The organism is Verrucomicrobium sp. 3C (genome assembly GCF_000379365.1).
In the GTDB taxonomy this organism is placed as follows: domain Bacteria; phylum Verrucomicrobiota; class Verrucomicrobiia; order Methylacidiphilales; family Methylacidiphilaceae; genus Methylacidimicrobium.
Window position 1 is genome coordinate 1,099,213 of record NZ_KB901875.1, and the last position, 21,655, is coordinate 1,120,867.

At 60.9% G+C, this 21,655-nt stretch carries 21 protein-coding genes; 9 read left to right on the plus strand and 12 right to left on the minus strand.

Annotation, left to right across the window (positions count from 1 at the left end):
* The first annotated feature begins 5 nt into the window (after window positions 1–5).
* Window positions 6–914, plus strand: a complete 909-nt coding sequence (argF, locus tag A37A_RS0106050) for an ornithine carbamoyltransferase (RefSeq protein ID WP_018290625.1) — start codon at window positions 6–8, stop codon at window positions 912–914.
* A gap of 195 nt (window positions 915–1,109) precedes the next feature.
* Here argF and A37A_RS16105 read toward each other — a convergent pair whose 3' ends face one another.
* Together A37A_RS16105 and A37A_RS0106060 are read right to left on the minus strand one after the other, a co-directional pair.
* Entirely contained in the window at window positions 1,110–1,739 is a 630-nt protein-coding gene (locus A37A_RS16105) for a riboflavin synthase (protein WP_196799515.1), read from the minus strand.
* Window positions 1,720–2,454: an SDR family NAD(P)-dependent oxidoreductase gene (locus tag A37A_RS0106060; protein ID WP_018290627.1), complete on the minus strand. Its 735-nt coding sequence runs from the start codon at window positions 2,452–2,454 to the stop codon at window positions 1,720–1,722. Before A37A_RS0106060 ends, A37A_RS16105 begins: the two co-directional genes overlap by 20 nt.
* 319 nt (window positions 2,455–2,773) lie before the next feature.
* Between A37A_RS0106060 and A37A_RS16110 the strand changes: the two genes are divergently transcribed.
* Complete coding sequence (locus A37A_RS16110; RefSeq protein WP_196799516.1) at window positions 2,774–3,685, plus strand: L-histidine N(alpha)-methyltransferase; 912 nt, start codon at window positions 2,774–2,776, stop codon at window positions 3,683–3,685.
* A gap of 363 nt (window positions 3,686–4,048) precedes the next feature.
* Here the strand turns inward: A37A_RS16110 and A37A_RS0106070 are convergent, their stop codons facing one another.
* The 3 genes from A37A_RS0106070 to mnmG form a co-directional block, all read right to left on the minus strand.
* Complete coding sequence (locus A37A_RS0106070; RefSeq protein ID WP_018290630.1) at window positions 4,049–5,857, minus strand: ComEC/Rec2 family competence protein; 1,809 nt, start codon at window positions 5,855–5,857, stop codon at window positions 4,049–4,051.
* Between the two features lie 259 nt (window positions 5,858–6,116).
* Window positions 6,117–6,812 (minus strand): rhodanese-like domain-containing protein, encoded by a 696-nt coding sequence (locus tag A37A_RS18210; protein ID WP_051076249.1) that lies wholly within the window; start codon window positions 6,810–6,812, stop codon window positions 6,117–6,119.
* Between the two features lie 2 nt (window positions 6,813–6,814).
* Complete coding sequence (gene mnmG / locus A37A_RS0106080) at window positions 6,815–8,707, minus strand: tRNA uridine-5-carboxymethylaminomethyl(34) synthesis enzyme MnmG (protein ID WP_018290632.1); 1,893 nt, start codon at window positions 8,705–8,707, stop codon at window positions 6,815–6,817.
* A gap of 76 nt (window positions 8,708–8,783) precedes the next feature.
* On the opposite strand from mnmG, the gene dnaB reads away from it, so the two are divergent.
* Both dnaB and A37A_RS16125 read left to right on the plus strand, forming a co-directional pair.
* A complete protein-coding gene (gene dnaB / locus A37A_RS0106085) occupies window positions 8,784–10,190 on the plus strand; it encodes a replicative DNA helicase (RefSeq protein ID WP_018290633.1) in 1,407 nt (468 codons plus the stop codon).
* A gap of 193 nt (window positions 10,191–10,383) precedes the next feature.
* Window positions 10,384–11,259, plus strand: coding sequence for a YihY/virulence factor BrkB family protein (locus A37A_RS16125; protein WP_051076250.1), 876 nt, complete (start codon window positions 10,384–10,386; stop codon window positions 11,257–11,259).
* Between the two features lie 192 nt (window positions 11,260–11,451).
* Here the strand turns inward: A37A_RS16125 and A37A_RS0106095 are convergent, their stop codons facing one another.
* Together A37A_RS0106095 and A37A_RS0106100 are read right to left on the minus strand one after the other, a co-directional pair.
* On the minus strand, window positions 11,452–12,240 hold the full coding sequence (locus A37A_RS0106095) for a thiazole synthase (protein ID WP_020494089.1): 789 nt from the start codon (window positions 12,238–12,240) through the stop codon (window positions 11,452–11,454).
* A gap of 240 nt (window positions 12,241–12,480) precedes the next feature.
* The gene (locus tag A37A_RS0106100) at window positions 12,481–13,341 is read right to left on the minus strand and encodes a menaquinone biosynthesis family protein (protein ID WP_020494090.1); all 861 of its coding nucleotides are present in this window, start codon (window positions 13,339–13,341) and stop codon (window positions 12,481–12,483) included.
* Window positions 13,342–13,707: 366 nt separating this feature from the next.
* Between A37A_RS0106100 and A37A_RS0106105 the strand changes: the two genes are divergently transcribed.
* Window positions 13,708–14,652, plus strand: coding sequence for a histone deacetylase (locus A37A_RS0106105; protein WP_018290638.1), 945 nt, complete (start codon window positions 13,708–13,710; stop codon window positions 14,650–14,652).
* 14 nt (window positions 14,653–14,666) lie between these two features.
* Here the strand turns inward: A37A_RS0106105 and A37A_RS16130 are convergent, their stop codons facing one another.
* From A37A_RS16130 to nadC, 3 genes are read right to left on the minus strand one after another with little or no spacing between them, the layout of a single operon-like run.
* Window positions 14,667–15,215 (minus strand): cytochrome C, encoded by a 549-nt coding sequence (locus tag A37A_RS16130; protein ID WP_155996494.1) that lies wholly within the window; start codon window positions 15,213–15,215, stop codon window positions 14,667–14,669.
* Window positions 15,205–16,179: a homoserine kinase gene (gene thrB, locus A37A_RS16135; RefSeq protein WP_018290640.1), complete on the minus strand. Its 975-nt coding sequence runs from the start codon at window positions 16,177–16,179 to the stop codon at window positions 15,205–15,207. Before thrB ends, A37A_RS16130 begins: the two co-directional genes overlap by 11 nt.
* On the minus strand, window positions 16,176–17,045 hold the full coding sequence (nadC, locus tag A37A_RS0106120; protein WP_018290641.1) for a carboxylating nicotinate-nucleotide diphosphorylase: 870 nt from the start codon (window positions 17,043–17,045) through the stop codon (window positions 16,176–16,178). Before nadC ends, thrB begins: the two co-directional genes overlap by 4 nt.
* A gap of 220 nt (window positions 17,046–17,265) precedes the next feature.
* On the opposite strand from nadC, the gene A37A_RS0106130 reads away from it, so the two are divergent.
* The gene (locus tag A37A_RS0106130; protein WP_018290642.1) at window positions 17,266–18,105 is read left to right on the plus strand and encodes a DUF4388 domain-containing protein; all 840 of its coding nucleotides are present in this window, start codon (window positions 17,266–17,268) and stop codon (window positions 18,103–18,105) included.
* On the plus strand, window positions 18,098–18,607 hold the full coding sequence (locus A37A_RS0106135) for an ATP/GTP-binding protein (protein ID WP_018290643.1): 510 nt from the start codon (window positions 18,098–18,100) through the stop codon (window positions 18,605–18,607). The genes A37A_RS0106130 and A37A_RS0106135 overlap by 8 nt, the downstream gene beginning before the upstream one ends.
* Window positions 18,608–18,644: 37 nt before the next feature.
* On the opposite strand, the gene A37A_RS21280 is transcribed toward A37A_RS0106135, so the two are convergent.
* Entirely contained in the window at window positions 18,645–19,037 is a 393-nt protein-coding gene (locus A37A_RS21280) for a transposase (RefSeq protein ID WP_231363882.1), read from the minus strand.
* A complete protein-coding gene (locus tag A37A_RS18215) occupies window positions 18,995–20,422 on the minus strand; it encodes an ISAs1 family transposase (RefSeq protein ID WP_018290645.1) in 1,428 nt (475 codons plus the stop codon). The genes A37A_RS21280 and A37A_RS18215 overlap by 43 nt, the downstream gene beginning before the upstream one ends.
* Before the next feature lie 232 nt (window positions 20,423–20,654).
* Between A37A_RS18215 and A37A_RS0106150 the strand changes: the two genes are divergently transcribed.
* The gene (locus A37A_RS0106150) at window positions 20,655–21,023 is read left to right on the plus strand and encodes a roadblock/LC7 domain-containing protein (protein WP_018290646.1); all 369 of its coding nucleotides are present in this window, start codon (window positions 20,655–20,657) and stop codon (window positions 21,021–21,023) included.
* Window positions 21,024–21,046: 23 nt separating this feature from the next.
* Window positions 21,047–21,634: a protoglobin domain-containing protein gene (locus A37A_RS0106155; protein ID WP_018290647.1), complete on the plus strand. Its 588-nt coding sequence runs from the start codon at window positions 21,047–21,049 to the stop codon at window positions 21,632–21,634.
* Window positions 21,635–21,655 lie beyond the last annotated feature (21 nt).

Sequence of the window (21,655 nt, forward strand, 5' to 3'; positions counted from 1 at the left end):
CGTTCATGGCTTCCTCTTTCCTGCCCCGTCATTTCCTCTCCGTGGCCGACATCAGCGAGGCAGATGCTCGGAAGATTTTCGAAGAGGTGGCGCACCAAAAGCGGGGCGGTGTCCAGGGGGTCGGGTCAGATCTCCCTTTGCAGGGCCAAGTATGGGCCCTTCTCTTCCGGAAGCCGTCCACGCGAACCCGAATCTCCTTCGATCTTGCGGTCCGCCAACTCGGCGGATCCACTCTCTTCCTGAGCGCGACTGAACTCCAGTTGAGCCGGGGAGAGCCAATGGAAGACACGGCGCGCGTGCTGGGCCGGATGGTTCAAGGCGCCGTCATTCGGACATTCGCGCAAGAGGAGATCGAGACCTTCGCCCGAAGCAGCGGGATTTCCACCGTGAACGCCCTCACGGATCAGGAGCATCCCTGCCAGGTGCTCGCCGATATCTTTACCTTTGAGGAAAAGCGCGGTCCGCTCTCGGGGAAGACCGTTGCGTTCCTGGGCGACGCCTCCTGCAACGTGGCGCGATCCTGGGCGCTGGCCGCCTCTCTTTTCCGGTTTCACCTCCGCTTCGGAGCCCCCCGCGCCTTCTTTTGCGACGTAGAGAATCCTTGGATCGTGCAAACTGAATTGGCCGACGAAGCGGTTCGAGGTGCTGACCTCTTGTACACCGATGTCTGGATCTCCATGGGCAGGGAGGAGGAAAGCGCCCTTCGGGAAAAGGCCTTTGCTCCCTACCAGATCAATCGGTCGTTGGTCCGCCGGGCAAAGGCCGATGCGCTAGTCCTCCACTGCTTGCCCGCCTATCGGGGGAAAGAGATCGATGGAGAGCTCTTCGAGGAAAGGGCTCCGGACATCTTTGATGAGGCGGAAAATCGCCTCCACGTGCAAAAAGGACTCCTTCGTTGGCTCGCAACACGCTAACCTGCATGTCTCCCAAGCGTTCTCCTGCGGCTTGCGCAATGGACCTGTCTGCTTCGTTGGGACTTGGTTTTCTCTCTTCGCAGTATGTGGTCATACAGCTCCGGGGGAAAACCTACGCCCCGTCTTGCATCCAGGCCCATCCGCTCCGCCTCGGGTACGAACTTTCTGAGACATGCAGGCTAAGGAAGCCGTGCATCAGAGGCTCTCGGACAGAGGTTTGCCCAACTGAGCGGCAACATAGCGGGCGAGGATATCGATCTCCATATTGAGGAGGGCTCCTGTCCGTCTGGCAGAAAGATTGGTTGCCTGCCAGGTGAAGGGAGTAATCCAGACCGAGAATCGATCTGCTTTCGTGATGCCGGTGGTCAAGCTGATTCCATCGAGTGCAATGCTTCCCTTGGGGACAATCGCCGCATCCCACTCCTTGGGACGCTCGATCCAGAGTTCGTGTTCCTGGCCTCGATTCCGAATCTCCACCAGGCGTAACTGTCCGTCCACGTGCCCGGTCACGAAGTGGCCGTCCATTCGGGAGCCGACCGAGATGGGCCGTTCGAGGTTCACGGGATCTCCATTCTCCAATCTGCCCAAGTTGGTTCGTCGCAGGGTCTCCTCGAGGGTGTCGAACCGCAGCGAGGTTTTCTCCATTTGCGTCACGGTGAGGCAACATCCGTTGACCGCCAAGCTGTCCCCAGGTTTGAGGGATGCTGCAACCTTCCCGCCGTCAATCCAGAGTACGGGATGGGCTTCCGCTGGTTTCGCTTGAACCCTCCCCACCGCTTCGACGATGCCGGTGAACATGAGCGCCCTACCGGAGGTTCCATCCACCGCTGACGACGATATGGGCGCCGGTCACGTAGCTGTTTTCCTCGTCGATCAGGAACTGGATTGCGCGCCAGACGTCCTCGTTCGTTCCAAAGCGACCCGCGGGGATCTTGGACGGTGTGGGAAGATCGAGACTCTCCTCGAGATAGCCGGGGGAGACCACATTCACGGTGAGGCCATGCCGGGCCTCTTGCCTGGCCAGGGAGCGAGAGAGCAGGTATACTCCCATCTTTCCGATATGATAGCCCAGTGCCATCTCTCGTGCACCGAGCCGGTCGCAGGCGGAATCGCCGATGTTCACGATCCTTCCTGCGCCAGAAGCTCGGAGCAGGGGAAGAGCAGCCAGTGTGGTGAAGAGCATCGCCGTTGCCGTCGTCCGCCACCCGACCTGCCAGTCCTCTTCCCTGGTTTCGAGAAGCCTGACCGGTAGATAGACGCCCGAGTTGTTGATGAGGAGCCGCAATCCAAGGAATCGGTCTTCTACCTGCCTTAAAAGGGCTTGGGCTTCTGCCTGGCACCCTAAGTCTGCGCCGAATGCCTCGGCCTCCCCGCCTGTCTCCGTTATCTGCCGGACAACCTCCTCTCCGCCTTCTTTGCTCGAGTGGTAGTGCACGGCAACCGCCCAGCCATCCTTGCCTAGTTTGCGAGCCAGAGCCGCGCCAAGGCCACGGCCGGCTCCGGTCACCAGGGCCACCTTTTTGGATTGCGATGGTTCCATTCTCCTGCGCAGCTTCTCTTATAAAAGAAAAGGGTAAACCGCCATTTCTCACAAGCTTTCTCCTGCGGCCTGCACAATCGGCTTGTCTGCTTCGCTCCCGCTTGGTTTTCCATCCTTGCAGGATGTCGTCATACAGCTCCGGTGGAAAACCGGCGCCGCGCCTCGCATCCAAGGCCATTTGCGGGGCCTCGGCTACGAAATTTGTGAGAAATGGCGGTAAACCGGCATGAAAAAGGGATTCACCCACCTCGAAGTTGCCGCTTCGCATCTCCCCTCCGTTTGGCTTGCGGCGAAGCGAGCATCCCTCGAGCAAGGAGACATGGCGCCAGTGTTCCATTATGCGACAGCCCGGCAAGCCAACCTCTGGATGAAGCTCTTCCGGCGCTACTCGCCCTTCTCCGCCGATCAGGGAAGGGCTCTTTACGTTCGGATCTCCAAAGAGGCTGTCGCCCTCCTTTCCCGAGAGCCCGACCAGCTGATCTCTCTCGGTTGTGGAACCGCAGAAAAGGAGTTGCTTTTCTACGAGGAGCTCAACGCTCGTTCCTGGAAACCGGATTGGATCTGCATCGACGGCAGTCTCGGACTGCTCCTGGAAGCGGGGCGCGTTTGCCAGAATCGCGGAAAAGCGGTCCGGCTCGTCTTGGCGGACGTCCTGCTCGAAGATCTTCTTCGGCGGCTCGCGCCGCGAGAAGGGATGGCTCGTTTGATCACCGCCTTCGGATTGATCCCCAATCTTTCCCCCGACTCCTTTTTGTGTGGCTTGCGGACGCAGGCCGCCCCCCAAGATCGGCTTCTTTTGGGCGTGAATCTCGCGCCCGCTTGGGACGAGAACGGACAGAGCTATTGGGCCTCGGCCCAGCGAATTCTGCCGCAGTATGCGAACCCATCGACCCGTCTCTGGTTGACAGAGATCCTCCGCGACTGGGGATTGCGGGATATGGTCGAGGGATATGCGATGAAGGCTATCGAGCGGGGCGGATGGATTCGGTACGAGGCAACGGTGCGGTGGAAGAGAAACCGGGAGATCCTCCTCGAGGACGGTTCCTCTGTCACTGTCCTAGGAGGAACGCCCCTTCGGCTCTTTTCGAGCTATCGTTTTACCTCTGGCGGATTTGAACAGCTTCTCCGGGCGACTGGATTCGAACCGCTCGCCTGCTGGACGGTTCCCTCGGGAGAAGAGGGGGTTTGGCTCGTGGCCCCTTCCTCTTCTGGGACAGGGTCGACGACATAGCAGATAGGAGCCCGGCGATAGGGCCGAAACTCGATGCGACGAGGTGCGAGTTTGACCTCGACCGCTGACTTGCCAAGGTTGTGTACGCTTCTTGGCATCCCTTGCGAGTCGAGTTCCTCGAGCAGAGCGCCTCTTGGTTCCAAGGAAAGGAAAAGGGCCTCGCTCACCGCGCGAGGAACCCGCGCGGCTTTTCTCTCCAGGAGAAGATCCATTTTCCCTTGGCGCTGGCCCCCGCCCGGTCCGGCGAACGAGGAATCCACTTGGAGCGTGAGGGCAGTTATCTCCTTGCCGGTAAGAAGCAAGGCAGAAGCCGGATCGGGCGCACCTTCACTATTTTGGAACCGATGAGTAACCGGCTGCAAGTCAAGGCCGTTCGCCAGAGAGAATTGCTCCATGGGCGCGAAAGCGCCGTCCACTCCCCAGGGAGTGCGCCCGGCGAACCACCAGCTCCCCCGCTCTCTTCGAATCGTCGCGTCCATCCAGTTCCACCCGTAGGAGCGCCGGATTGGATCGAGTCTCTTCCAGAGGACTTCCTTTTCTGACGCTTTGATCAGGAGCACCTTTCGTCGCCACTGCACTAGGCAGCGGAGCCCAAAGGGATTGCCGGAAAGAGGAGGTGGAGGCTCGGCGTTTTGGAGAGCAAGGTGCGGGAAGTTGCGCGGCCATGGCAACCGTCGCGAGTAGGCCGTGAACGAAAAGCCAGTTGGCGTTGTTGAGAAGGGATCCAAGGAGAGAAGAGAGAGTCCCGAAGCAGAGAGAAAGGGTTCCGACTGTCACGATGAGTTCCGCGAGTGGAACAATGAGCAGGTTGGCAAGCGGACCCACCAGGCTCACAAAGTGAAAATGAACGATCTCGAACGGGAGGGCGCCCATCGAGGCTGCGAGGGAAGAGCCCAAGAGGAAGGCGCATCCTCCGCCCACCGTTTCCCGGAAGCGCGCCGCGCCGGGGAGAAGGCTTCGGGGGATGAACGGATCGGGCGCGAAAGGAGATGACATCCAACGGGAGAGAGGAGTACTCAGCAAGAGGAGCGCCAGGACGACGCCAAAGGAAAGTTGAAGACTCACGTCTTGGACGGAAAGCGGATCGTGAGCGAGGAAAAGGAGCAAACAGGCTCCCCAAAGGTTCAAGAGGCTCACCGGGCGGCGGATCAGCCAGGCGGCCAAGACGAGCGAGGAGAGAAGGGCCGCCCTGCCCACGCTGGCGGAGCCGCCGGAGAAAAGTGCGTAGAATGCGACGGCAGGTAAAAGAGCCCAACCCCATCTCCAGCGAGAAATCCTCCCTGCCTCGAGCAAGGCTAGGCCCACGGCAAGAAAGGCACCGACGTTTTGCCCGCTAACGGCGAAGACGTGATAGGCCCCGGCCAGCCGAAATTCTTCTTCGGTTTTCGCGGGGAGCCCTCCGGTTTGTCCGTAAATCATCCCCAGGAGAAGGGCGACGGCCTCTCGGTCGTTTTCAATCCCCGTCTGCAAGAGACGAGAGGCCCACCGCCTGGCCATTCCAATTTGGCGTCCGAGCCAGTTTCCGGCATTGAGCGGATGGATATCGCTCCAAGGCACTTTCAAACGGTAGGCGACACGACGAACAGCCAAGATCTCTCTCCAGTCGGGATTTCCCGGATTGCGCTGTTCCCCGGGCCGCTGCAGGGCTCCTCGGACCAAAAGCCTCTGGGAGAGCACCAAGCTGCCGGGGGGAGTCGAACGAACCTCGAGGAGCACTCGACCCGACGCCGATCGCGAACTCCCGGAAATCGAAGCTCGGCGGATCGCGAAGATTGCCGTCGTGATCTGGTCCCCGGTGCGTTCCTTTTCGACGGGCACGCTTTGGAGCGTTCCCTCCCACCAGCATTCAGCGCCAAGCTTCGTCTGCGGAAGATGACGTAGGTCATCCGTCGGTCTCCACCCACGATGAAACGAGGCGGCCGAGACACCGAAGAAGAATAGGACTCCGAGGAACGGAAGGAGCGAACGTTGGGCAGAAGGGGCGCGAAGCCAAAGCGCGCCCAGGAGAGCGACGGTTGCCACGCTGGGCCAGAAGAGAGTCGGCGATCCGGAACCCCAGGAGCAGCCAGCCGCGAAAATCCATGCAGGGATCAGCAGAGGAGCGCGCACGCCATTCCGCTGGGGCGTCGGGTCTGCCTGCCGGCCGGATACGCCTGTCTCATTGGTCCGCATGGCTGCACGACTCCGCGCATGAGATCGGAGGTGATCGCGGCGAGTGTGGTCTTTTGGGGAACTTCGGGACCCCTACCAATAAATTGCCTATCTGCCAAGCGTTCTCCTGCGGCTTGCAAAATGGGCCTGTCTGCTTCGTTGGGCTTGGTTTTCCATCCTTGCAGCATGTCCTCCTACAGCTCCGGGGGAAACCTGCGTCCCGCCTTGCATCCAAGCCCATTTGCGGCGCCTCGGCTACGAAATTGGTGAGAAATGGCGGTTAGAGCTCACTCGTCGATTCCGGCACTTTCCGGCGATGGAGGATTCGCGCGTTGAATTCGCGTATCGCGTGATCGCTTGGCCATGAGGGTCCGAGTTCACCCTTGAGCCGGGCCACGATTTCGGCGTCAGAGCCAGAGGAGAGAACGATCTGCTCCATTGCCACCGGATCAATGCAGAGAAACTCGATGACGGCGCGATCCTCTTTGCGAACGAATGGGACGTGGGATGGCACCAGTCCCGCAGAGAGACGCTGGATCGAATCGATGAGATGAGGGAGCTGCGCGATCCCGGCCAGACACTCGTTGGGGGGACGACAAGCGGGGAGAGCTCCGACCTCCGATGGAAGACCTTCCTTTCGCCAAGCTTCCCAACCCCCAGCAAGAGAGGAGACCCTCGCGAAGCCCATTTGGCGGAGGAGGTCGGCGGCGATGAGGGATCGCTCGCCGGATCTGCTGTAGCAGAGCAAGGGGAGGTCGCCACAGGGGACTCTGGATTCGATTTGAGCGGGCAGCTGGCCAAGCTCTACCTGGATTGCTCCCGGCAGGTGGCCGGCTGCCCATTGGTTCGCGTGGCGCAGGTCGATGCAGACCCCTTTCTGTTCCCGCATACCTCGAAAGGCTTGAGTAGGGGGGATCTCCGGGACACGCTGCCGCAAGGAAGTGAGAAGGAGTCGGTAGCGCGATCTTGCGGTCATGATTATGCCTCTGGGAGAGTGTTCACTCCGCCTGACGTTTGGCGCGGGGCTCCCTTTTTGAGGGCGATGCGAAGCACGGCGAGGTCAGCCGGGTTGACGCCCGGAATCCGCGACGCCTGCCCCAGCGTTGTTGGACGGATCTGATGCAACTTTTCGCGCGCCTCGCCTTTGAGTCCAACGACACTCTGAAAATCAAGCCAGGAAGGAAGAACGGTTTCCTCCATCGCTCGAATCTGCTCGATCTGCTCCCGCTCCCGAGCAATATATCCCGCGTATTTGATTTCGCACTCAATGTGCGCGGCGATCTCCGGCTCCACGTTTTGGAACGGCTCCGGAAGATCCTTCCAATCGAAATCAGGTCGCCGAAGCCATTCCACGAGCGAACGCCCCGCTGTTTTGGTTTCGTTCAAAGCTCGTAGGAGAGCCTCGACGCGCCGCTTTTTCGTAAGCCACTTCTTCCGCCGCTGCGTCGGGAGCGATCCCACGGACGCACCGATCTCGCAAAGACGGAAGTCGGCATTGTCCTGACGCAGCACGAGCCGGTGCTCGGCACGCGCCGTGAACATCCGGTATGGCTCTCGGATGGGACGAGTCACAAGATCATCGATCAGAACGCCAATATAGGCTTGATCTCGACGCAGCACGAGCGCGGGCTCCCCGCGGACCGCCCGAACGGCGTTGATGCCTGCCACGATGCCCTGCGCCGCAGCTTCTTCGTAGCCAGAGGTTCCATTGATCTGCCCCGCAAGGAAGAGGCGTGCGATCCGCTTGGTTTCGAGCGAAGGAAGAAGTTGCGTAGCGGGGCAATAGTCGTACTCAACCGCATAGCCTGGCCGCAGGATGTGACACTTCTCCAACCCGGGTATGGTCTGGAGGAAAGCGCATTGGACCGAAAAAGGAAGGCTCGTCGAACATCCATTGACATAGAATTCCTGGGTATGCCTTCCTTCGGGCTCAAGAAAAATCTGGTGTCGGTCGCGCTCGGCGAATCGGACCACCTTATCCTCGATCGAGGGACAGTAACGCGGGCCGACACCTTCGATTTGCCCCGAGTAGATGGGGGAAAGGTGCAGGTTGTCTCGGATCAGCCGATGCGTGGCCGGAGTCGTATAGGTGATCCAACAGGGGAGTTGTTCTACGTGGAACATTTGTCCGTCCCACCGGTTTAGGGTAAAAACCTCTTCCTCCCTTCCCGCCAGTTCGTCGAGAAAATGGGAAAACGTGGGAGGAGGAGCCTCACCCGGTTGCTGCTCACAGGCCTCGAAAGCAATGGTCCGTCCGTTGACGCGCGGCGGAGTTCCCGTCTTCAAGCGACCGACTTCAAATCCCAGTTTCTTGAGCTCGAGTGATAACCCGCTGCTACCTTCGCCCGCCCTCCCTCCGGGCCGCTGCTCCGATCCCACATGGATCAGGCCGCGAAGGAAGGTTCCGGTAGTAATGACAAGCGCCTTTGTCTGGAAGGCGATCCCCATATCGGTGACAACACCTTCTACGGCCTCATCTTGCACGCATATGCTTGCGACGGCTCCCTGTTGGATGTCCAGGTTTGGTGTCGACTCGCAAATTGCTTTGAGCCGAAGCTGGTAGGCCTTCTTGTCGCACTGAGCCCGGGGCGCTTGGACGCTCGGACCCTTCCGCCGGTTGAGCATGCGAAATTGAATGCCGGTCGCATCGGCATTCTGCGCCATGACGCCTCCCAGCGCGTCGATCTCTCGGACCAAGATGCCTTTCGCCACCCCTCCGATCGAGGGATTGCAGGACATCTGACCGATCGCGTCGAGCTGGAGAGTCAGAAGCAGTACCTCGCATCCCATGCGAGCCGCAGCCAGGGCCGCCTCCACGCCCGCATGCCCTCCTCCCACCACGATCACATCGTATCTCTTGGGCCAACGCATCCCTTCCTCGCCCTTTTCCGCTCCAAGAAAGAGTTTCCTTCTCGGTCTCCTTTTCTCTTTTCGATATCTTCGCTCCGTGTCCCGCGCCAAGGCCCTGGTCCAAGAGCCACTATACCATGCTCCACTCCCCGCCGTCCTCTACAGCGCAGAGGCCGAGCGGGCTGTTTTGGGATCCCTGCTCCTCCACCCCGACCTCGTTCTCAACCAAGCCTTCGAGACTCTTTCGTCCGAGGATTTCTTCGTCCCGGCTCACCGCGTTCTTTTCGATCTCATTCGAGCGATGGACGCACACCATCAGGCGGTTGACGTTCTCACCGTCCACCAGAGTCTCGTGGACAGCAAGCTTGCGGCCGAGGTGGGGAGTCCCGCCATCCTTGCCGAATTAACCGCGTCTTTTGCCAGCCATCTCAACATTGGCACCTACCTGCAGCTGGTCAAAGACAAAAGCCTTCTCCGCCATCTCCATCGAGCCTGCAGCAGCATCGTCCAGCATATCATCGATGAACCGCAGTCGACCTCTGCCGTCCTGGATCATGCCGAGCGGGAGATCTTTCGCGTCACGAACCTCTCCCTGACGCGGTCGACCGTTCCCGTTTCTGTCGAACTCCGGCGTGCCCTGGATCTCATCGACTCCTTCCATCAACGGAAGGGCAAGCTTTTTGGCATTCCTACCGGCTTCTATGAACTCGATGGCCTTACTACGGGATGGCAGAAGGGCGACATGATTGTTCTCGCTGCTCGTCCTGGTGTCGGCAAGACCGCGCTTGCACTCACCCTTGCACGACAGGCCATTCGTCAACGTTACGATGCCGAGAAGGATGCCTGGGTCCAACCGGGACACCCGGTCGGTTTTTTTTCGCTGGAGATGACGAACGCCCAGATCATGCTTCGACTTCTCGCTTCCGTCGCCTCCGAAAGCCTTCACAAGATTCGGCGCGGCGAGCTGGACGATTCTGCGCTCGAAAAGTTGCGGCGCATCTCGGCCGATGCTCAGGAATGGCCCCTCTACCTTGACGATTCCAGCGGCCTGACGATCCACCAACTGCGCGCCAAGGCGCGCCGCATGAAGGATCAATACAAGATCGACCTGCTGATCGTCGACTATCTCCAACTCCTTCGCTCGGATTCCCCGCAAGCTCGCGAAAACCGCCAGGTCGAGATTGCAGAGATTTCCAGAGGCTTGAAGGGACTGGCCAAGGAGTTGGATATCCCGGTGATCGTCCTGGCCCAGCTCAATCGGCGCGTCGAAGAGGGGAAGGCCGAACCCGCGCTTCACCATCTCCGAGAGTCGGGTGCGATCGAGCAAGATGCCGATGTGGTCCTGCTGCTTCATCGTCCGGACTCCGAAGAAGAGAGTCCGCCCACGGAGATCCCCTATTCTCTGCACGTGGCAAAGCAACGGAACGGGCCGACCGACAAGATTGCGATTCGTTTTAATGCGCTTTACACTCGTTTCGAGGACCCGGTGCGACACAACGGCTAAACCGATACGCCCTTCGCGATTTCGAATCCCAGGAATGGCACCGAGGTTCTTTTCCTCCTTTTGGAGGTTGGACGGATCCCGCCGATTGCCTATAAGCTGACACCCTACGGCTAAACACGGGAACGCCTTGCACCCCTTTTTCTTTCCGCATTCCGGCGCACGCTCGCCCTTGTCCGGCAAACTGCTTCGGCGGATGCAGCGCTTTTCTCTTCGCGCTTCTTTCCTCTTCGGAGATGCCCTGAAGGGCTGGTTACGGCACAAGGCTCCCAAGATGGGCGCGGCTCTCGCCTGCTACGCGATCTTTTCGATCGCGCCGATGGTCCTCTTCCTCCTCTCCTTCACGAGCATCCTCTTCAGCATGAAAGAAGCGCAGTCCTACCTCGCCCTGGCGCTCCACGACCTGGGAGGCGCGCCCATGGCATCCGCGGTTCAAATGCTTTTGACCACCGCTTGGCCGCCGCGCCCCGGTACGCCGGCAGCCTTATCCGCAACCGTTTCCTTGCTTTTTGGCGCCTCGGGTGTCTTCGTCGAGTTGCGCGACTCTCTCAACACGATATGGGGAGTCACCGAAAGGACACACGGGCCTCTCCTGGCGCTAATCTGGGACCGTGCTGTTTCCTTCGTGATGGTTGCCGTCGTGGGGATGCTCCTGCTCGTCGCTCCGCTGGCTGTCACGACCATGGACGCCCTCTCTCAGCCGCTCTCCAGCGCCTTCCCATGGTACCCGGCTTTTTACGATGTCGCGCGGGTGCTCACCTCTTTCCTGGTCGTCGTGTTGCTTTTCGTCGTTCTCTTCCGTGTCCTGCCCCAGGGGCCCGTGACCTGGAAGGAGGCTTTTTTCGGAGGAATGGGAACCGCGCTGATGTTCGAGGTCGGCCGTTCCGGCTTGAGCTTCTTTCTAAGCCATAGTTCGATCGCTTCGCTCTACGGCGCCGTCGGATCGCTCCTCATTCTTCTTCTCTGGATCTACTACTCCGCTCAGATCTTGTTCCTGGGCGCGGAATTCACTAGAGCCTACGCGTACCGCTTCGGGTCGGGCCGAGCCACACACCGCCGGCATCCGACATGACCGGACGCCGCGCCTCGGGTACGAACTTTGTCAGACATGCAGGTTACAGCGCTCGTGTTAAGGCAAAGGCAAATCGAACGGAAATCTTGCTCGATCCTGCCCCAGGAACCCCTCTTCCCTGCCAAAACTCCTCGCAAGCGACTCGACCGACACCTCTCTCGCGCGAAAAGTTCGTACTGGTGGGAAATCGCGCTAGAGGAATGCGGTGAGGGGGCTCGTCGGGACCGCCTGGGTTTGACGCTGCAGCCGGCCCAATCGGTAGGCGATCCGACCGGCTTCGACAGCCATCCGGAATGCCCGTGCCAAGGCACAGGGATCCTCAGCCACGGCGATTGCGGTGTTGACCAGGACGGCGTCGGCACCCATCTCCATGGCGGCGGCCGCATGGGAGGGAGCACCTAGGCCCGCATCCACGATGACCGGCACCCCTGCCTGTTCTACGATGATTTCCAATTGGGCCCTGGTCTCCAAGCCGCGCATCGAGCCGATCGGAGAGCCAAGCGGCATGACCGCGGCGACTCCCACTTCCTCCAGTCGCTTGGCCAGGACCGGATCGGCGTTAATGTAGGCGAGCACGACGAACCCTTCTCGGACCAGCACCTCAGTCGCCAGGAGCGTTTCCACCGGGTCGGGGAAAAGATAACGGCTCTCCGGGTGAATCTCGAGCTTGACCCATCGCGGCATCCCGGCGGCGGCGCCGAGACGGGCCAGCCGCACCGCCTCTTCCGCGTTTGCTGCGCCGCTCGTGTTTGGCACGAGGAGAAACCGTTCCGAATCGAGGAAGGAGAGGATATTCTCCTCCGGTCGGATTGCCCCCATTTCCGCACGCCGCAAGGCCACCGTTACGATCTCTGTTGCGCTTGCCTCGAGCGCTTCCGCCATGAGCGCATGGGAACCGAATTTACCGGTGCCGATGAGCAAGCGCGAATAAAAATCCCGGCCTGCCACATGGAGTGGATCTCTGTTCTCTTTTGGGTCCATCTGTCCACCAGTTCGATTTTGCACGGCCTTGTCGTCTTCTACGAGCCTTTACGAGGGTCCTGATGACCCTTTCTGTCCAATCCATAGCACACCGTGAGCGCGAACGACAGCGGGGGTCGTGCGACCAGAGCACGGTCGCATCTTTCCAGGGCGCGTAAGGCTTGGCCCCTTGCCACTATTTCCCGCAAATTTTGAGCCGAGGCGCCGCAAATGGGCTTGTGAGGAATAGCGGCAAGCCTTCTATTCCGGTAACCAGTCGACACCAGCGCTGCTAGGCAGCATGCCTTGCTCTCTTCCTTGCCTCAGGAACTCCTCGATGGCCCGGCGACCTTCGGTGCCGTAATCGCACGTTCGTTCATTGGCGTACATTTCCACAAACTCATCGACCTTTTCGGGGCTCAATCCCCGGGAAAACCCTGCGGCGTACTTCAAGGCTTCGCTTCGGTGCGTTAATCCCCACCGGATGCTTTCCCGAAGCAGCCGTGTGCATTCCCTGGCCACATCAATTCCCAGATCTTTTCGCAACGCATTCCCGCCCAGGGGAAGAGGGAGACCGGTCTCCGCTTTCCACCACTGGCCGAGATCGACGCAGAGCGCCAAACCCTCGTCCGCGTAGGTGAGTTGCCCTTCATGAATCACGAGCCCGGCCCCTGCTTCCCCCGAACGCACGCAATCCAGGATGCGATCGAAGGGGCGCACGATGAGGGGAAGCTTCTCGGGCCCGATTCCGAGGTAGAGGCTCAAGGCCATCACTGCGCTCGTCTTCCGCCCCGGAATGGCGATGCGCGCGCGGGAGAGTTCGTCCCGGGTCATGCTTCGCGCCGCGACGACACGGGGCCCATAGCCCTCTCCCATGCTTCCGCCGCAAGGGAGAAGCCAGTATTTGTCCCGCAGAAAGCCGTAGGCGTGAATCGAAACGGCGGTCAGATCGATGGCCTCTTTCCTCGCCAGTTCGTTGAGGCTCTCGATATCCGTCACCTCCTGGCGAAACCGGATGGCCCCACTCGAAAGCTTCCCGGCCACCAAGGCGTAGAACATGAACGCATCGTCCGCATCCGGAGAATGCCCCAGGCTGACTTCCCTCTGTCCACTCTGTGTCATCTCTTCCCTATCCCAACGGACCCACCGTGAAGTCAACCATAGGGTTGATTCGGCTTTCCTTTCCGTGTTCCGGTCGCCCTAGACTGCCCATCTCACAAAGTTCGTAGCCGAGGCGCAGCGGATGGGCATGGATGCAAGACGGAGCGCAGGTTTTCCCCCTTAGTGGTATGACGGACATACTGCGAGGAGGGAAAAAAGCAAACCCCAAACGAAGCAGACTGGTACATTTCGCAAGCCGCAGGAGAACGCTTGTGAGACGGGCAGGCTTGAATTCCCTTGGCTTCCTGGCCTCTCTGCGGCAAAAGAAGGCCAATTCAGTCCCTCGTCTCTTCCGCGGAGGAAGAATTAAGCGTATCCTATCGATTTATGCCGCTTCCCACCATTCTGGTAGCGCATCCGGACTTTGCCCGGCATCCCACCCCGCGAGGGCATCCGGAGAGCCCGGAAAGGATCACGGCCACCCTCCCGCGTCTGCGCTCCTCTCTCCCGAAAACAATCCGCTGGTTCGACCCTCGGATGGGGGAAAGCGATCTGCTTCGCTCTGTCCACGCCGAGGCTCATATCCGGCGGGTCAAGGAGGCCTCGCAGAACGGACTAATCATTCTAGACCAAGGGGATACATTTGCCGGACCGCACTCTTTCGACACCGCGCTCTTGGCGGTTGGGGCGGCGGCGACAGCGATCGACCAGGTGGCTTCGGGAGAAGCGGCCAATGCCTTTGCGCTTGTCCGGCCGCCTGGCCATCACGCCCGGCCCAACGCTCCTATGGGGTTCTGTCTCTTCAATACGATCGCGATCGCGGCCCGGTACGCACAGGGGAAACATGGCTATCGGCGCATCTTGATCGTCGACTGGGATCTTCACCATGGAAACGGCACGCAGGAGATCTTCGAGGAGGACGCGTCCGTCCTTTTCATTAGCCTCCATGAGCACCCGCTCTATCCGGGCACGGGGGATGCCTCGGAACGAGGAAAAGGGGCAGGAGAGGGCTTTACCTTGAATCTGCCGATGAAGCCCGGATCGGGCGATGCCGAATACAGGACCGCCTTCGAGGAAAAGGTGCTTCCCGCCGCCGATGCGTTTCAGCCCGATTTCGTCCTCGTCTCCGCGGGATTCGATGCTCACCGGGACGATTCATTGGGCCATCTTCTGCTCAGCGAAGATGGGTTTGCGGAGATGACGACCCTTCTTCGAGGGGTCGCCGAGCGGCACTGCCACGGCAAACTCGTTTCCGTGTTGGAAGGGGGCTATCAACTCGACGCACTGGCCCGCTGCCTTCATGCGCATCTCTGCGCCTTGGAGACCAGATAACCCCGCCAGCTTGGTCAGGGCGGAACTCCGTCCGCTGGGGCTGCTGGCTTGCTTTTAAGTCCTTCCAAGTAGAGCGTGATGGCCAAGGCGTCCGCATGGCTCATCCGATAAGGGGGCATGGGCAACCGTGGGTATTTGCCGGCGGGCGTCATCCCGGTTTCCAGGAATTGGACCATGTCCGCCTGGCTCCATCCTTCCGGCAGGCCCGCGATGGGGGGGGCCTCGCGCACGAGCGGCCCAGCGCTTTCCGTGCCGAGCCCTGGAACGACTCCTCCCTGCAACCATTTCTCGCGGAGCAGCTCGCCTCGTTCGTTGCGGGGAGTGTGGCACTCGCTGCAGAGAGCTACCGCCTCCACGAGGTACTTCCCGTGCTGGATTCGCTCCCCGGCTCGATCTCCCGGCCCTTTTTCCGACGGTCGTTCCCTTTCCGCGGTGGCCGTCTCCATCGGCTCTTCCGGAAGCTGTCGCAGGAACTCCTCGTCCTGTCCGAAGCAACTCCTTCCGAAGAGGAGCCCGATCGTCGTCACGACCAGCACGACAGGACGCGACCAACTAAGAAACACGCTTCTTCCCTCCATGCACGATGCGGCGGGGGAGGGGTCGCACCCATGCCCTGGCTCCCCGATTTTCCGCCTTCACTTGCAGGCAGTTTCCCGTTAGCCCGGCCTTGGACGCGACGCGTGTCATCGCTTGAGCCACCTCCGCTCCGCGCCCAGCCGCAAGCGCCATCATGGTGGAGCCCGCTCCGCTCAGATAGAACCCGGAGGCACCGGCTTCATAGGCGCTCTTCCGCATGGATTCCCATCCGGCGAGGCGTTTGACCCGAGCGGGCTCATGCCAGCGGTCTTCGAAGAGCCCGCTCAGCTCTTCGTATCGGCGCAAGCAGATGGCAGCAGCGATCCGGGAGGCCCGCTGCAGGTTCCAAACCGCGTCCCCCAGCGAAACAGTTTGGGGCAGGACCGAACGGGCCCACTCCGTTTCCATTTCCATATCTGGGACGAACGCGACGAACTCTAACCGGTTTCCCAGCGGGACTCTTGTCTGGCCGTCGCCGGTGGAGATCGTGAATCCTCCGAGGACCGCAGCGGCAACATTATCGGGATGTCCCTCGAGCTTGCTGCCCAGCGCCACTAGCTGCTCGCGCGAGAGCGGTCGTCCACGGACCTCATTCCATCCCATCAAGACTCCTACGCGCACCGTGGCGCTGCTCCCCAGGCCCCTCGCGCAGGGAACATCGCCGGAAATCGTGCATTCGAATGGGGCATTCGGGGAGCCCGTGGCCCTGGCAAACGCCTCCGCCGCTTCTCGCGCCATCGGTGGATGGCTGTCGGCGGAGGCGTCGACGCCGATCCGCAATACGATCCAGTTATACAAGCGCAGGGCGGCTCCGAAGGTGTCGAAGCCCGGTCCGAAGTTCGTGGTCGTCGCCGGCACGCGGACCCGGCATTCGACCGGTCCGCTCTGCTCCTTCACTCCTCGCGCAGAAAGAGAGTCCATCAACACCGTAGCGGCTGCGAAAGGTTTCATGATAACGCAACGCGCAAGGAAAAATCCATCGCCTTCGCGCTGTGGGTCAATGCCCCGACCGAGATGAAGTCAACGCCAGTTTGGGCGATCGCACGAACGTTTTCCAAGGAGACACCGCCCGAAGCCTCCAGGCGCATGCGGCCGTCCACGATGCGGACCGCTCTCTGCAACTCCTCCACGCTCATATTGTCCAGGAGCAGTAGATCGAGCGGGAGGGAGCGGAGCTCCGCCACCTCCTCCAGGCTTTGCGCCTCCACTTCGACGCGGACCAGCGGCCGCAAGCGGCGAATCCTATCCGCTCGCAAGCCCAGTTCCTTGCTCCACGAACCCGGATAGGCCGCCTTGAGCAGCGCCAAGTGATTGTCTTTCACCAGCACATGGTCCCCGAGCGAAACGCGATGGTTGGCCCCCCCGCCGCGACGGACGGCGTACTTTTCCAGCGAGCGCAAACCCGCAAGCGTTTTCCTCGTATCGAGAAGTCGAGCCCCCGTCCCATCGATCCTTTCGACGAATCGCCGGGTGAGCGTGGCCACACCCGAGAGATGCTGGAGGAAGTTGAGCGCGGTTCGCTCTGCGGCCAAAATCTGCGCCGCCGGCCCCGACACCGACAGGACCGTCGCTCCGGCTTCGACGAGCGCGCCTTCTTCGCGTGCCCATTCCATCTGCAGGCTTTCCTGGGAGACTTCCCGAAAGACGGCCTGCACCACCGGCAGCCCGCAGACGACTCCCCGCTCCTTGGCCAAGATCTCCGCGCGACAAGATGCCTCTTTCGGGAGAAAGCCGCTGGAGGTCACGTCCCCTTGGCCCAAGTCCTCTTGCAAGGCGCGGCGGACGGCCTCCCGAGCCTCTTCTCCCAGCAGATCCATTGCCCAAGGCTAATGAACGGGGCGAAAAGAGGGAAGCTCCATCCTGCCGAAAGCAGCCTCTTTCTCCTTGCGAGAGAACCATCGTCATGTCAAAAGAAGTCTTCACCTGCAGACTCGTGAAGGGCCCTAACCCCCAAGCCAAACGAGGAAGCCGCATCGGGCCTCGACGCGGGGCCCATCCGCTGAGCGGCGTCCTCCGCCGAAACGCCAACGATCATCCATGCCCCTCTCCGGCGACCTAAGCGAACTCCCCTTCCCGGAAATTCTCCGGCTGCTGCGCGATCGAAACGGGAAATTGCAGATTACGGACAAAGCCACAGGGGAGCGCTTCTCGTTCAGCCTGTCTGCGGGGAAGCTTGTTTCCGCTTCCGAAGCAGGCCGGCTAATCTCCGACATGCTTGCGTTGCATTCGGCGATCCAACGACTTTCCACCAACGAACGGGCCTCCTTCGTCTTTCAGGAACAGAGCAGGGGCTTTGGCGAGTTGCTCGGCGGCTTATCGATCCCCCTCGACCAGATCCTGCTCTCCTCCCTGGCCGCCATCCGCTCTACGGAGCGCCTCGCCGCCCATCTTCCGCATCCCGGTACCCGCTTCCGTGCGGCGGAGCAGGGGACCCCGTGGTTGACGGAAGATCTGCTCGCCTTCTGGGTCAGCGCCGAGCGGTTCCTCCGCTCCGGAGTCTGCGCAAGCGACATCGTTGCCGCCCTCGGCATCCCGCTTCCGCATGTCCAGTTCGAACTCTTCAAGCTGCGGGTCCTGGGCGTGATCGTTCCGCTGCACGCTCCTTCGCAGACGGTCACATCCGCGCCTCCGCGCAGTGCTCTCCCCCTCCCTCAGCCTCCGCCCGGCCCATCCGTTCCGAACTCAATGGCTGCTCCAGTGGCCGAACCGCAGGTCGTCCCGGAGGCCGCCCTGCCACCCATCCCTCCTCCGCCCACCCCGGTACGCTCTGCCACGGAACCTACGACCCGCTCCCAGAAGACGGCCAAACCCCTCCGCGGCGTTTTGGCTCGAATCGCCGCTGGACTCCGCGGGATTCTCGAAAAAATGTATGAATGAAACTGCGATCAAGATCCTCGTAGCCGGACCGTCGGGCGCCGGGAAGACCACCCTCATCCAGACTCTAAGTCAGTCTCCGGTGGTGAACACCGATGTCCCCTGCTCGACGGCCAACCGGTCTACTACCGTCGCCATGGATTTCGGTCAACTACAGCTCGATCAGTATGCCATTCACCTCTTCGGCGCCCCTGGGCAGGAGCGCTTCGATTTCACCTGGGAAATTCTGCTGGACGGTGCTCTGGGCGTGCTCCTTTTGGTCTCCGGCAAGGATGCCACCCACTTCCCGCAGGCTCGCCGCATCTATGACTATCTTCTCTCTCGGAACCCGGTTCCTCTGGTCCTGGGGATCACGCATCAGGATCATCCGAACTGCTGGGAGGGCAAGGAAGTCGCCTCCTACCTCGATCTGGACCCGGCGGCGGCCGTGCCCATCAACGCCACCAGCCTCGAAAGCGCCGCCAACCTCTTGGCGCGCCTCTTCGATTGCGTCGAGCGAGCCTAGCCTGCCTATCGGACGACAGGGTCTTTTGTTTTGGAGTTCATGCGGCGGCAAGGATGGCCAGACATTGTTTGGGACTGGAGAGGAGTCGTTCGCGGAACTGCGGGAGGGATTGTTCGCCGAGGCGTTCGGAGAGGAGCGAGAGGAGGGCGTTACGGATGAGCGCCAAGTTGGCCAGCAGGTTGGGCTGACGGGAACGGGAACGGTCTTCGCCCATCAGGACATCGCGTCGCCAATGATTGCGGATTTCGATCCCGCCCCAATGTTCTCGGATCAAGTTTAACCATTCTTGGGGAGAATATTGATCTGGTGGCGAGCTGGAGAGGTAGTAACGGGACTCGGTGGTGGTGATGCCGCTCTTTTTTAGCGTGCGTTGGCTGCGCACCACGATCAGGGCGCGGGCAAAGGGGAAGTCGACGGCCAGGGGCTCGATGGGGAAGGCATAAAGCTCGCGGGTTTCGACTCGGCCATGACCGGATTGGTTGTCGGTAAAGAGGGGGTGTCGGGCAAAGCATCCAAGGCTTGAGCCTCTTGGAGCAAACGAGGCTGATTTCCCTTGATCCCGAACAGGTAATCGCCCCCTTTTTCGACGATGAGACGGGCTTGGCGCCGCTGACAATGCAATGGGTCGGCCGTGATGATTTTGCCATCCAGGGCCGGCAGCTTTTCCAGCAGTGCCACCGCCGCGCTTTGTTCGCAACGGGGCGTGTCCTGCTTTTGGTCGTGGACCGCCACCGCTTGCGGGGCGCCGTCCTCCTGTTGGGCCAAGGTCAGGAGGCCAATGTGATGACGAATCATTTTGCCGTCCAAGGCCAGCGCCTGCGGCAGCAGGCCGCCCTGCCCTTGCAACCAGTCGGTGAGCCTGGAAGCGAAGGCTTCGGGATCCATGCGGGTGAGCACCTGGTAGAAGACACTGTGGCCGGGAACCGGATGAAAGCCACCCGTGCCTTTCTTGAGCGGCAAGCCCAGCCGACGGCGTTGGGGCTGGGTCAGACTGGTGGCAAAACGGGCGATCTCGGCGATCTCCCGCCGCCCGGCCAAAAGCGCCATCGCGATCAAGGTCAACACCGATCCGACCGGGTAGTGGGCGTTCTTCTTGCGCGGATCGGGCGCTTTCCAAAAGACCTCCAGCAATGAGTCGAGCTGTTGGGCGTTGACCGGCAGCGTGCCCGAGGGTCTCGCGCTCAAGCCGGCGCGGCACTCTTCGGGTAATTGGGCCGCCCGCAAGGTTTGCCGCGCTTGCGCCGAAAGAGGACGCAGCCAGAGCCGCTTGGGCCGGTCGTTGGGCAGGTAAAAATCGGCCCGATGGCGGCTGTAGCCCGCGCTGTAGCCTACCGCCTCCCAGTTGCTGGCCTTGTAGCAGGTCCCCGCATAGGCCTCCGGATCGGTGAAGCTCTCGGCCAAAAGCGGAGTGTAGCCAAAGCGATCCCGCCACTGTCCCGGCAACGCCCGCAAGGCCGCTCCCAAAGCTTGAGAGGCCAGATTGGGTGCCTGCCCCTTGGGGGTGAGCAGCAGAAAACGGCGATTTTGTACGATCAGCTTCAGCCGCTCCAGCCGCTGTACGGCGCTCCATCCAATCCACCGATCCCGATCCTTGAGCGCGTAGCAGGCCGGCCCCCAAACCAGCAGCGCCACCGCCTGCCCACCTTGGGCAATGACCTGGCGCAAATAGTCGCCCACCGATCGCCCCGCCCCCAGATAGTGGCGCTCCTTCAACTGCCCATCGAACCATTCGATTTCTTCGGGAGAACTGGCAATCGAAACTTCCAGTCCGCAATCCCTTGCCCCATCGGCTCTTAAATGGAAAAGCTGTTTCATCGAGCCTATGGCATCGAAAAAGTCGCCTCATGTCTAGCCTTTCTTTTCCTCCCTGGCGCAGAATCACTTGACCGTTCATAAAAAACCCTGGCGCGAGAAACGCCACCTCGTACTTTTCACTTGTCAAAAGAGCGTTCGCTACTCTTAATTGCCCTCACTTCTTAGGAGAAGAGCTATCTTTATCGCCGTTGGCTCCTGAGGAGAGGGAATCGAAGAAGAGGAGAACGACAACATGGCTGTTGCAGATGACTTGAATACCCTTTTGGGCCGGCTTCGCACCAGCGTACCCGAGTTGAGCGCTGCTCTGGTCGCTACCACCGATGGGCTCCCGATCGCTCACTCGATGAACGCGGGAGATGCCAATCGCCTTGCCGCCATGGCGGCAACCGCCCTGGGGCTTGGGCGGCGAATTTGCGAAACGTATGGTGGCGGGGAATTCCGGGAAACGAGCGTTTCGGGGGATCAGGGTCAGATGTATATCTACTCGGCGGGGTCCAAAGCAGTGCTAGGGGTGGTGGCGCGCCTCGGAGCCAATGTTGGGCTAATCCATCTCGAAGCGCGGGATGTAGCCAGTGAGGTCAGTCAGGTTCTAGAGCACTGATAGGTCGGGCTGGAGAGCATCCAATGGCGGCTAACCTCACTGGCGTCACCAATGCGGTTTTTGCGCATCTTCCTCCGGCCGCTCGGTTTTCGAGCGAGGATGGAGCCTTCCTCATCGGGCATGCATCGGAGTTGGCCGCTCTCGAAGACCAGTTGGTTCAAGGATTCTACGACATCCTGTTTGCCCACTCCGAAACCGCCCGCATTCTCAGCGGAGGCGAGCGGACGGAGCGGGAGATGGCTCTCCGGCAATGGTGGCGACGTACGCTCGAAGGCCCCTTCGACGCGCACTACTGGGAGTGGCAGGCGGCGGTGGGCTTGATTCATGTTCGCGTCGGGGTGACCAACCCGATGATGATCGGCATGTGGGGGTGGCTCTTGAATGCTCTGCAAGGAGCCCTTGTCGAGAAGCTCAACCTTCCGCCTCAGGAGGCCGACCGCCTGATGGAAATCTTTCACCGTCTGGCGGCCACCGTGCAGGCTGTGATTGCCGAGAGCTACCTCCAGAATTATCTGGCCGTCCTGGCTAATTCGACCGGGATGTCTCCGGATCTCATCCATCGCCTAGTCGCGGTCGAGCTCGCCGGGCTCGATCTTTCCGCGCGGGGGTAGAAACTCCCAGCCGCCTCCGGC

Bases quoted from the DNA above. Each gene is read 5' to 3' on its own strand.
- argF (WP_018290625.1), top strand. From the start codon at position 6: ATGGCTTCCTCTTTCCTGCCCCGTCATTTCCTCTCCGTGGCCGACATC.
- A37A_RS0106060 (WP_018290627.1), bottom strand. From the start codon at position 2,454: ATGGAACCATCGCAATCCAAAAAGGTGGCCCTGGTGACCGGAGCCGGC.
- A37A_RS16110 (WP_196799516.1), top strand. From the start codon at position 2,774: ATGGCGCCAGTGTTCCATTATGCGACAGCCCGGCAAGCCAACCTCTGG.
- A37A_RS0106070 (WP_018290630.1), bottom strand. From the start codon at position 5,857: ATGCGGACCAATGAGACAGGCGTATCCGGCCGGCAGGCAGACCCGACG.
- A37A_RS18210 (WP_051076249.1), bottom strand. From the start codon at position 6,812: ATGACCGCAAGATCGCGCTACCGACTCCTTCTCACTTCCTTGCGGCAG.
- mnmG (WP_018290632.1), bottom strand. From the start codon at position 8,707: ATGCGTTGGCCCAAGAGATACGATGTGATCGTGGTGGGAGGAGGGCAT.
- A37A_RS16125 (WP_051076250.1), top strand. From the start codon at position 10,384: ATGCAGCGCTTTTCTCTTCGCGCTTCTTTCCTCTTCGGAGATGCCCTG.
- A37A_RS0106095 (WP_020494089.1), bottom strand. From the start codon at position 12,240: ATGGACCCAAAAGAGAACAGAGATCCACTCCATGTGGCAGGCCGGGAT.
- A37A_RS0106100 (WP_020494090.1), bottom strand. From the start codon at position 13,341: ATGACACAGAGTGGACAGAGGGAAGTCAGCCTGGGGCATTCTCCGGAT.
- A37A_RS0106105 (WP_018290638.1), top strand. From the start codon at position 13,708: ATGCCGCTTCCCACCATTCTGGTAGCGCATCCGGACTTTGCCCGGCAT.
- thrB (WP_018290640.1), bottom strand. From the start codon at position 16,179: ATGAAACCTTTCGCAGCCGCTACGGTGTTGATGGACTCTCTTTCTGCG.
- nadC (WP_018290641.1), bottom strand. From the start codon at position 17,045: ATGGATCTGCTGGGAGAAGAGGCTCGGGAGGCCGTCCGCCGCGCCTTG.
- A37A_RS0106130 (WP_018290642.1), top strand. From the start codon at position 17,266: ATGCCCCTCTCCGGCGACCTAAGCGAACTCCCCTTCCCGGAAATTCTC.
- A37A_RS0106135 (WP_018290643.1), top strand. From the start codon at position 18,098: ATGAATGAAACTGCGATCAAGATCCTCGTAGCCGGACCGTCGGGCGCC.
- A37A_RS18215 (WP_018290645.1), bottom strand. From the start codon at position 20,422: ATGAAACAGCTTTTCCATTTAAGAGCCGATGGGGCAAGGGATTGCGGA.
- A37A_RS0106150 (WP_018290646.1), top strand. From the start codon at position 20,655: ATGGCTGTTGCAGATGACTTGAATACCCTTTTGGGCCGGCTTCGCACC.
- A37A_RS0106155 (WP_018290647.1), top strand. From the start codon at position 21,047: ATGGCGGCTAACCTCACTGGCGTCACCAATGCGGTTTTTGCGCATCTT.